Consider the following 10,537-nt stretch of genomic DNA (forward strand, 5'->3'; position numbering starts at 1 on the left):
TTTACCTGTTTTAAGAAATTTTACAATTTATCTGTTTAGTAATTTCTTATATGACAGATCAATGGCAAATGCACCCAGCGGTGCAGTAAGTACTATTGCAAGAACTGCTACTGTAAGCACTGTCTCTCCACAGGAAAGGCCTAACGCAAGCGGAATTCCCCCAATTGCAGCCTGTACAGTTGCTTTTGGGGTATATGCCATCATGGTAAATAATCTCTCGTTTCTCTTAAAATCTGTTCCCAGCAAACTTATAAATACACCAGCCATTCTGAATACCAGTGCACCAATAATAACAATGAACGCCTTAGCTCCAACTTTTCCAAGATATCCAATATTTACAGTTGCACCTACAAGCACAAACAAAAAAACTTCTGCTGCAACCCATAGCTTTCCGTATTTTACAGAAAGTCTTCTGGCAACAGCTTCTCTCTTGTTCTGTAAACCAATGCCAATAAACATAATAGCAATTAATGCTGAAAATGTAATTGCTGTTGTCATTTTATCTTCAATCACTACAAGTAAAAATGAAAGGCTTAAAATAATAAGAACCTTTGACGTATCCCGGATATGCACCTGCTTAAAAAAGTATGCCAACATGACTCCCAGTAACAGCCCTATCACAATTCCTCCAAATATTGAAATCGGAATATTTACAAACTTAAGTACAGAAGCGCCTTCCCCCTGCATCATCCCTACAAATGTCGAAAACATAACTATGACATACACATCGTCAACTGATGCACCTGCAAGAATCAGTTGAGGAATTCCTTCGTTTACTCCATAGCCTTCATCCATAAGCTTAACCATTCTCGGAACAACAACAGCCGGCGAAACCGCTGCAAGTACAGCCCCCATAACAGCTGCCTCTAATACGGTTAATCCCATTAATTTGGGTGCCAGAAGGATCATGCCTATCATTTCAAATGATGCCGGTACAAAGCACATAAGAACTGCGGGTCTTCCAATCTTTTTCAGTCCGGATAAATCCAGTCCAAGACCTGCTCTTGTAAGAATAATGATCAATGCAATTTTGCGAAGTTCTGCGGATATTCCAAGAATACTGTCAGCCAGCAGATTGAGTCCATATGGACCCAGAATAATACCTGTAATCAACATTCCAAGTAAAGCCGGCAATTTGATTTTCTGACATAACCAACCCATGAACATTCCCAAAATAAGAATCAGTGAAATACTTAATAACATAAAATTCCTCCTTTATATACACAGAAAAAGCCGATACTATCTGCGTCGATTTAATCGCAGAAGTCATCAGCTTTATAAGCGGTTTAAGTAATTTTATTACTCAGGGAGAACCTCATTCCCTCTGTATTCATAGACAACGATAGCACATAAAATGCTCTTTTGCAAGACAAGTTCATAAAACTCTCATCTTATCTATAAGCTTTGAATATACATGTTTAACAAACCAGGGTTCTGTAGATCTTTCAAGTGCCTCTTCCGGTGAAAACCACGCAACTCCGCTGTTTTCATCTTCCTTTATTGAAACAGTTTCCTCAGAATCTGCCTCCAGAAGGTAAGTAATATTCAGATGCAGATGACTGGATACATACCTGCCATTTTTTACATGTCCGTCCACAGTGAGTGATTCCATTGAAAAAATCTTCTCCGTCAGAGGATGTACCTCCGATATGCCTGCTTCTTCTTTTACTTCACGAACAGCAACTGCCAGCAGATCTGTTTCGCCATCTGCATGTCCACCCAGCCACGACCAGGAATCATATATATTATGATATACCATAAGAACCCTGCTTCTGTCTTTATTCACTACCCAGGCAGATGCTGTAACATGTGCCACTGTATTTTCTCTCAGAAAAGCATTGTCATTATTTCTGATCCACTCCAGAATCAGTGTTTTGTCTTTTTCTTCCTGTTCATTATACGGCTTATAGCTTTTTATCTGCTCTGTCAGTTTCTGCCGGTTCATTTTTATCTCCTTTTATTTAGACTGTACGTAGTATAATCTTTTCTTAACAAGAAGGCAATAGCTGTCTTTCTACATTTTCAAATCTGATCCGTTCGATTGTTTCAGCAAACCGCTCTCCCTTTTTTCCATTTTCTTTATAAAAAAGGAGAATTTTTTCAATCATGTCAAGAGTTTCATCTTCTGAGGTAAAAATTATATCAAGAGCTCTTCCTCTGGATACTTTTTTGCCCCATCTTCCTCCAATGTAGATTTTGTAACCATAAATACTTTCATCTGTTGTATGGAAAGGACATTTTCCCACACATCTTCCACAATGCCGGCAGTTTTCTGTATCAATATGTATCTTACCGTCTACAACTTTGGCAAATCCATTCGGACAGGCAGCCTCCATGGCACACTTTTTGCAGCCCTTACATTTTTCTGCATCCACTACAGGAATCCTCTGACCAATGATTCCCACATCGTTCAGATTGGGCTTTACGCAGTTATTCGGGCATCCTCCAACTGCAATCTTAAATTTGTGAGGAAGTTCCACATCACGGTATCCTTCATAAAATCTGTGAAAAATTTTTTCAGAAAGAGCATAGGAATCCAGCAGTCCGTACTGACAGGTTGTTCCTTTGCAGGATACGATGGGACGCACCTTTGCTCCGGTTCCACCTGTAGTCAGGCCTTCCTGTGCAATAAATTTCTGAAATTCTTCTACTTTTTCATATGGAATTCCCTGCACTTCAACGGAAAGACGTGTCGTATAAGCAAGCATTCCGTTTCCAAATTTTTCTGCTGCATCTGCCATGAGTCTGTGCTGTGATGCTGATACTTTTCCATTTACAGTAACGATCCTTGCTGAAAAATCATCTGTCCCCTTGTTATTGAGAAAACCAATCCCTTTTAATCTTTTAACTTCTTCCTGGCTGACTGTTAATGCTGACATGCCTGTGATCTCCTTATCCTTTTAATTATTAATATAATATACCACTTGAGTATATATTTGAAAAATGATATTATTTTATAGAAATAATAGGTTTTTCCTATAGAAAGAAGAATATTATGACTGTACGCCATCTGATGATTTTTATTACTGTCGCAGAACAGGGTTCTATGAGTGCTGCTGCAAAGTCCTTATATCTTTCACAGCCAACTGTCAGCCAGACAATAAGAGAGCTGGAAAAGCATTATAATGGATTACTTTTTGAGAGATTTGGGAAAAAATTGTATCTTACCGAACGAGGTAAGCTTTTGCTTCCTCATGCAAAGGAACTTGTCCAAAACTTCCAGCATCTGGAAGAAATGATGCTGAATCAGGGGCAGGCTCCTACTCTTCGTCTTGGATCTACCATTACAGTAGGTACATGCCTGACGCCTGCTTTCGTTCTTGATCTTAAAAAAAAATTTACAGATCTGAATGTTTACTCCTATGTCAGCAATACCCGTGATATTGAGCAGAAGCTTCTCAGATCTGAGCTTGATGCAGCAGTTGTGGAAGGTGAGATCAATGCGCCTGAACTTACTGTTCTTCCCATCATTGATGACTCCCTTGTTCTGGCTGTCGGCAAAAACCATCCGTTTTATCAGGCAAATCATCTGTCCGTCATGGATCTGAATGATCAGAACTATGCAATGCGTGAAGCAGGAAGTGGTACAAGACAGCTATTCGAAGATTTTGCCTCCAGATATAATATATCTTATGAAGTCACATGGGAAGCAAACAGTCCACGTACACTCCTGAATGCGGTTCTTTATGATCAGGTGCTCTCTGTTATGTCACTTCGACTGATGGAACCTGAAATAAAAAACCGGACCATTCATGTTTTTTTCCAGAAACGTGGCGAATGGAATCGCAAATTTAAACTTGTATATCACAAAAACAAATTTCTGACACCTGCTATTTATGAACTTGAAAAAATCCTACACAAATACAAACATATGAAACTTCCCCAAAATATGGGAATTTTAATCTGAAAATGTATTTTTGCCTGAAAGAGAGGACTCATGGAACGTTATCTTGATCTTATAATAACAGAAAAGAACATAGAAAAAAATATAGAACAGATACTGCTTCACCAGGCACATCTTACCAGAAGGCAGATCAGCCAGGCAAAATTCAGACCCGACGGTATTCAGAAAAACGGTATTCAGTGCAGGGTAAATGAATCTGTTTTGCCAGGAGACTATATCCGTGTCTGTCTGGAAAATAACTCTGCTGTTTCTGGACAGCTTCTTCCTTCCGAAACTGCAGTTTCCCCTGATATTCTTTATGAAGATGCAGATGTCATTGCTGTAAACAAACCTGCCGGAATCCTCACGCACCCTTCCGGTGTTCATTATGATGACACTCTTTCCAATCAGCTGGTCCGGTATTTTCATGATAAAAAAGAATCGGTTATGATAAGACCTGTAGGTCGTCTGGATAAAGAAACCTCTGGTATAGTACTCTTTGCCAAAAATCGAATTGCCGCTGCGCGTTTACAAAAACAACGGGAAGATCATCTCTTCTGCAAACAGTATGTTGCTGCTGCAAAAGGATTTCTTCCCGTTGATGAGATAAACGTATGGCATACAATTTCATATCCTCTTGTAAAAACGGCAGATCATCCCATAAAAATGAAGGCTGTTATCCAGGAAACTGCCGACTGTGGAAAAAATACTGTCCGTTATTCCGAACTTTTATCGGCAATTACACATTATCAGGTTCTGAAAAGTACTGACAGTTACTCTCTTGTCACAATTTGCCCTGAAACCGGTCGTACTCATCAAATTCGAGTCCATATGAAAGCAATCGGACACCCTCTTCTTGGAGACAGGCTCTATGGAACTCCGTCAATATCAGGTGTTACTCTTTTTAACAGAGCTGCACTTCATGCCTGGAAGATCACTTTTAATCAGCCTTTTACCGGGGAAAAGATCTCACTTGAAGCAATACTACCCGAGGATTTCGGTTACTTTTCAGGATAAGTATTTTTGTATTCTTCTCTGATTTCTTCCGGTACAAGGCTTCCGCCTGTTGCCCACGCAATATGAGTAGCATTGCCCATTTTTTCAATGAGCCCTTGTTCTTTCAGATACTCTTTTACTGTTTCTTCCTGATTCAGCCGGATCGGTCCCTGGAAGGCTGCACATGCACTTGGTTCAAGAAAGATATCTTCTGTTTCAAGAAGATCTCTCATATAGTCATAAAGCTTTCCGTCACGGATTGTAAATTCGCCGCTTAATAACGGTTTCATCACACCGCCGACAAATCCGGAAGGACGTCCGACTGCCAGTCCGTCTGCATGAGTAAGACCTGTAAGTCCGATATCCTGGACTGAAATTTCATGATTCAGGCCTGTAGCCATTCCTGTCAACATACATGGCGCCTGCGTTGGTTCTACAAAGAAGCAGTGCACATTATCTCCAAACATCAGTTTCAGCCCGAAACTGACTCCGCCCGGGGCTCCGCCTACACCACATGGAATATATGTAAACAATGGATGTTCGGCATCTACTGTAACTCCAAGTTGTTCAAGCTGTCCGACCAGACGCTTTGCCGCTACCGCATATCCCAGGAAAAGAGTTCTTGAATTTTCATCATCTACAAAATAGCTTTTCGGATTTTCATCAGACTGCTTCCTTCCGTTTTTTACAGCTTCACTGTAGTCAGATTCATATTCGATAACTGTAACACCATGACTTCTGAGGAGATCTTTTTTCCACTGCTTTGCATCTGCGGACATATGAACAATAACTTCATATCCTACTGCTGCACTCATAATGCCGATACTCATTCCAAGGTTTCCTGTAGAGCCGACCTGAATAGTATATCCCCTAAAAAACTCTCTTGCTTCCGGCTCAGCCAGTTTCTCATAGCTGTCACCTGGTTTCAGAATTCCGTTTTCCAGCGCAAGATCTTCTGTGTGCTTCAGCACTTCATAAATACCTCCTCTGGCTTTGACTGAACCTGCAATTGCAAGATGACTGTCCTGTTTCAGAAGGAGTTTTCCTTTAAGGTCACTGTTATATTTTTCATTGATTTTAATCTGTATCTCAGGAATCGGTGTAAGTACAGACTCAATAATTCCGTTTCTTGCTTTTGTTTCCGGAAAACATTTCATAATAAATGGTGCAAAACGTTCCAGTCTGGCTTCTGCATCATCTATGTCTTTCATGGAAAGTTCCATTGTTTTTCTCGCTTCTTCCATGGAAGTTTTGTCCGGGTTGATCCACGCAACTTCTTTTTCCTGCGCTATATCTCTGACAATAGGAAATTTTTCTTCCAGTTCCTGTAAATTTATTTTCATCGCTTATTGTCTCCTTTGTTTAATATAAGCTGCCGGTGTCATACCAGTATACTGATTAAAATACTTGTAAAAGTGATTCAGATTCTGGTAGCCGGCTGCAAGTGCGGCTTCTTTTACAGATAAATTTTCTTCTTCCATCATCTGGCTTGAACAATCAGGCACTTCCATTGATCATGAAGAAATCTCTGCAAAACTTCTCAAACGATTAAAATCTAAAGAAGATGCTGTAATTGAATCCATCGAAGGATACCAGATGACTGATGCCCCAAAATATCGTATGCGCCTCGTCCACGTACATATGGATTATATCACAGCTGAACTCAATGATGTATATAAACAGGTTGATTCTTTGATTTCTTCTGCTCCTGATTATAATAAAGCCATCCAGTTACTAACTGCCATTCCGGGTTTTAAACGTGATAGTGCAATTACTATCATCTCCGAAATTGGTATTAATATGTCTCAGTTTTGCAATTCAAAACGCTTGTGTTGTTGGGCTGGTCTTACTCCTGGCAACAATGAATCTATTGGTAAGAAGAAATCTGTTCGCATTAACGTGCCAGTGTCTGCCTCAAACCTGCATTAGTACAATGTGCTCATGCAGCCGTGAAATCTGATAAGTCTCTTTACTACAAAAAGAAATACGAATCACTTGTTAAGCGTCGTGGCAAGGAAAGAACTATTATGACTTTTGCTCGTATGATTCTTACTGCCATCTACCAGATGCTCTCTACTGGAAAGGTATGGAATCCAAGCAATCTATACAAAATCAATATGCCTGCACCTTTAGTTGAAAAACAGAAGGCTAAGGCAATCAAGCAAGCTAAGAAACTTTCACACTATCCCTCCTAATACCATTTGTCCGTTTTGTTTTGAGTGTGCACTGCTCTTATGCACTTATTATGGCAAAAATACATCTTATTTTGTATCCCTGATTTTGATATTATTATTATGAATTTTGACATTAATCACTATTCTTCATAATGATATTGCATAAAGCTTTTGTATATCATAATAAAAAGTAATGCATTTTGTCTAATTTATGTTCACTTTTTTCTGTCTTGACAGACATATTTTTTCATGTAAAAATACTCTTACTGATTATTTTATTTTGGAGGTTTTTATGTCTTCTCAGGTTCGTGATATGACCAAAGGAAATCCAGGAAAACTGATTTTTCTTTTCGCACTTCCTCTGATGCTCGGCAATGTCTGCCAGCAGCTTTATACTATGGTAGATACAGTTATTGTTGGACAGGTTGCCGGAGTGCAGGCCCTGGCTGCCCTAGGTGCAGTGGAATGGATCATGTGGATGGTTCTTGGTGTATCTACAAGTATTACTCAAGGTTTTGCTATCCTTATGGCACAGGATTACGGAGCTCAGAAATGGCGCAAACTGAAGCAGACAGTAGCCCACAGTTACAGACTTGCTGCTGTTATGGCTGTTCTTCTTTTTATCCTAAGCCAGGCGGGTGCATATTGGATTCTCACTCTTTTGAATACTCCTGATAATATTATCGATATGTCTCTTCTGTATCTCCGTATCGTATTTTGTGGAATTCCCGTTGTGGCTGCCTATAACATTTTTGCAGGTGTTTTACGTTCTCTTGGCAACAGCCGCACTCCACTGATTGCAATGGTCATTGCTGCAACGATCAATATTATCCTGGATCTCATTTTTGTAGGATGGTTTCACATGGGTGTAGCAGGTGCTGCACTTGCTACTGTTATTTCACAGGCTTTTTCTGCACTATACTGCTTCTTTGCAGTCCGCAAGATTGATATCGTACATATAACAAAAGAAGATTTCCAAACTGTACCAGGGCTTAACCGTAAGCTTCTTACCCTGGGTACTCCGATTCTTTTTCAGGATGTGATCATTTCAGTTGGTGGTCTTGTTGTTCAGTTTGTGGTTAATGGTTATGGTTTTCTTTTTGTTGCAGGTTTTACTGCTACGAATAAACTTTATGGTATTCTGGAAATGGCGGCGATTTCCTATGGATATGCAATTATAACTTATGTTGGCCAGAATCTGGGAGCTGGAAGGATTAGCCGCATCAAAATAGGGGTCCGCGCAAGTGTTGTGCTTGCTTTTCTTACCTCTGCTTTTATTTCAGTTATTATGTATGTATTTGGAAGACATATCCTCACTGCTTTTATTTCCGGTGACCCTTCGCAGACTGAACAGGTACTTGGCATTGCATGGCACTATCTTTCTATTATGGCAAGTGTTTTATGCATTCTTTATTTTCTTCATGTTTACAGATCTGCTCTTCAGGGTCTTGGTAATACGATCATTCCTATGGTAAGTGGTATTATAGAGTTTTTTGTCAGGGTTGGCGTGGCATTGTTTCTTCCAATGTTTATGGGACAGAATGGAATTTTTTATGCTGAGATTGCAGCATGGACGGGAGCTGCTGTCCTACTGGCTCCAAGTTATTATGTTAATATTAAAAAGTATCGAGATAGCTAATGTGAAATACATATCTGCAATATTATTAGTCAACGTAAAAAAGCTCAGGGATTTCTGCTTGATTTCAGATGTCCCTGAGCATTTTTGATATTTTGTTATTTTTCGGATAGTTCCAGTATTTTCATCAATTCTGTTTTGGGATGTTCCGGATTTTGCTGATATACATCTATAACGGAAGAATCTTCGCTTCTGTCACAGAAAGCAGGAAAAATAAATCCGCATTCTGGTTTTCCTGGTTCGTAATCTCCTGTAACAGGGCAGATTGCACAGATAATGTATTCGTATATTTCTTCTGATTCCCATAAACTTTCATGATCTTTGGATTTTAGTGGGATATCGTATATATTGTGATACAGATAAATTGCGTAGTCATGTGTACTGCGATAATGTTCTGCTATATACTCATAAAATGTATCCAGAAGTGCATCGTTTTTGAGTCCGCAGGTTTTTATCCCAAGGAGTAGCTGACGGATTCCTGTTGGTTTCATGGATTTTTGGGGAATGCAGTATCTTTTGAGGTTCTGATTTGTCGGTGCAAAAGGGATTGTTTTTGCTATGTTAAGGTTGGTAATTTTTTCGGATTGTTTCAGCTTCAGGAAGTTTGTATTGAAGGTTCCGTCAATGAATCCATCTTTGTCCAGATATCATCCGGCTATGCGGGTCATCGAGGTGCGTGAAGGTGTCATTCGGCGGGTCAGTTCCAGCATGTCTTCGCGGTTGATTGGTTTTGTTTTTGGCATAGGGTGGATCCTTTCATGTAATGTTGTTGGATTTGTACAATTTGATTTGTGAAGATTTATGGTTTGCAGTTCACGTAATCTGCTTCATGAATGGTATACAGGATAACGCTGTGTTTCCGGATTTCTTACACACGTCTATGGATGTCTGCTTTTGCAGAACTCGCTTCGCTCAGACAAGCAACGCAGCCATCACTAGTGTGTAAGAAATCTCGGAAGCCTCGCGGGCATCCTGTCTCCATTCATTGAAGAGATTACTGCATGCAGCAATAATCACATTCTGCCCTGTACTGGCTCCAAGCCATAGGCAAATTAAGGTCTTTTGCATCGGGAAATGTATAAAATACTTATATCGATGCTAAAATTTCAGTATATCGCAGAATCCGGCATCGAAAATTGAAGAAATCTTCTGTATCGATGCTGACAATCATCTTAACAAAATCCTGCAGAAAATTATCATTAACGGTATAGAAAAAAGCGGGCAAGTCCGCTTTAAACTCCCTGAATCCCTTAAGCTTTGAGGGACTTGCTACGCTTTGCACGCCAGATGCAGTCTGCTTCAGCAGACATATCCCTCACTACTTCCAGTGCTTGTTTTGCACTTCTTTTTGGTCGGAATCCATATGAACATTCTCTGAAATCAGCTTCGAATACCGGTTCTATGGCTATCGACTGGTGTGCCCCAGCTTTGTTGGGCACGCTCCTATAAAGCAAAAAAAGTACTTAAACCTCTCAGTCTAAGTACTTCTTGTCTATCATAACTTCAAAACTACATACATGTTGACTAAACAACTCAATCTTAAACCATGCTTACGCTTCGTCGAGCCCAGTCATCTCATGACTCCGTCATTCGATGTCCTTTGCTTCGCAAATGTCTGCCTTTCCACGTTTCCATTCCGAAATGCAAGCATTCCTCATGTCACGTGCGGCGGCAGCCGCTCGTCTCAGCTATTGGTCAAGCCCTCACCCTATTAGTAGCAGTCAGCTCCACATGTTGCCATGCTTCCACCCCTGCCCTATCAACCTCGTCGTCTTCAAGGGGGTTTACTCCTTTCGGATGGGATATCTCATCTCGAGGGGGGCTTCACGCTTAGATGCCTTCAGCGTT

The 10,537-nt window shown here is 40.2% G+C and carries 9 protein-coding genes, 1 rRNA gene, 1 pseudogene and 1 riboswitch; of the genes and pseudogenes, 4 read left to right on the top strand and 7 right to left on the bottom strand.

What is annotated here, in order from left to right:
* Positions 1 to 27: 27 nt before the first annotated feature.
* The 3 genes from ACTNB8_RS08045 to ACTNB8_RS08055 all read right to left on the bottom strand — a co-directional run bounded on the left by ACTNB8_RS08045 (position 28) and on the right by ACTNB8_RS08055 (position 2,879).
* Positions 28 to 1,203, bottom strand: coding sequence for a cation:proton antiporter (locus ACTNB8_RS08045; protein WP_441053775.1), 1,176 nt, complete (start codon positions 1,201 to 1,203; stop codon positions 28 to 30).
* A gap of 50 nt (positions 1,204 to 1,253) precedes the next feature.
* A riboswitch (Fluoride riboswitch) is annotated at positions 1,254 to 1,332 on the bottom strand.
* A gap of 43 nt (positions 1,333 to 1,375) precedes the next feature.
* Positions 1,376 to 1,945: an NUDIX hydrolase gene (locus ACTNB8_RS08050; RefSeq protein ID WP_441053776.1), complete on the bottom strand. Its 570-nt coding sequence runs from the start codon at positions 1,943 to 1,945 to the stop codon at positions 1,376 to 1,378.
* Between the two features lie 43 nt (positions 1,946 to 1,988).
* On the bottom strand, positions 1,989 to 2,879 hold the full coding sequence (locus ACTNB8_RS08055; protein WP_441053777.1) for a 4Fe-4S dicluster domain-containing protein: 891 nt from the start codon (positions 2,877 to 2,879) through the stop codon (positions 1,989 to 1,991).
* 116 nt (positions 2,880 to 2,995) lie between these two features.
* Between ACTNB8_RS08055 and ACTNB8_RS08060 the strand changes: the two genes are divergently transcribed.
* Both ACTNB8_RS08060 and ACTNB8_RS08065 read left to right on the top strand, forming a co-directional pair.
* Complete coding sequence (locus ACTNB8_RS08060) at positions 2,996 to 3,907, top strand: LysR substrate-binding domain-containing protein (protein ID WP_441053778.1); 912 nt, start codon at positions 2,996 to 2,998, stop codon at positions 3,905 to 3,907.
* 30 nt (positions 3,908 to 3,937) lie between these two features.
* Complete coding sequence (locus ACTNB8_RS08065; protein ID WP_441053779.1) at positions 3,938 to 4,900, top strand: RluA family pseudouridine synthase; 963 nt, start codon at positions 3,938 to 3,940, stop codon at positions 4,898 to 4,900.
* On the opposite strand, the gene ACTNB8_RS08070 is transcribed toward ACTNB8_RS08065, so the two are convergent.
* Both ACTNB8_RS08070 and ACTNB8_RS08075 read right to left on the bottom strand, forming a co-directional pair.
* Entirely contained in the window at positions 4,885 to 6,222 is a 1,338-nt protein-coding gene (locus ACTNB8_RS08070; RefSeq protein WP_441053780.1) for a D-serine ammonia-lyase, read from the bottom strand. The genes ACTNB8_RS08065 and ACTNB8_RS08070 overlap by 16 nt on opposite strands.
* Before the next feature lie 3 nt (positions 6,223 to 6,225).
* Positions 6,226 to 6,390, bottom strand: a complete 165-nt coding sequence (locus ACTNB8_RS08075; protein ID WP_441053781.1) for a helix-turn-helix domain-containing protein — start codon at positions 6,388 to 6,390, stop codon at positions 6,226 to 6,228.
* On the opposite strand from ACTNB8_RS08075, the pseudogene ACTNB8_RS08080 reads away from it, so the two are divergent.
* Positions 6,344 to 7,074, top strand: a pseudogene (locus ACTNB8_RS08080) (transposase); the annotation flags it as partial. The gene ACTNB8_RS08075 and the pseudogene ACTNB8_RS08080 sit on opposite strands and share 47 nt — an antisense overlap.
* Before the next feature lie 271 nt (positions 7,075 to 7,345).
* On the top strand, positions 7,346 to 8,692 hold the full coding sequence (locus tag ACTNB8_RS08085) for an MATE family efflux transporter (RefSeq protein WP_441053782.1): 1,347 nt from the start codon (positions 7,346 to 7,348) through the stop codon (positions 8,690 to 8,692).
* A 95-nt stretch (positions 8,693 to 8,787) separates the two neighbouring features.
* Here the strand turns inward: ACTNB8_RS08085 and ACTNB8_RS08090 are convergent, their stop codons facing one another.
* Entirely contained in the window at positions 8,788 to 9,333 is a 546-nt protein-coding gene (locus ACTNB8_RS08090) for a DUF4317 family protein (protein WP_441053783.1), read from the bottom strand.
* A gap of 1,047 nt (positions 9,334 to 10,380) precedes the next feature.
* A 23S ribosomal RNA gene (locus ACTNB8_RS08095) occupies positions 10,381 to 10,537 on the bottom strand; the annotation flags it as partial.

Source organism: Blautia sp. HCP28S3_G10, from assembly GCF_052065235.1.
Taxonomy (GTDB): Bacteria; Bacillota; Clostridia; order Lachnospirales; family Lachnospiraceae; genus Blautia_A.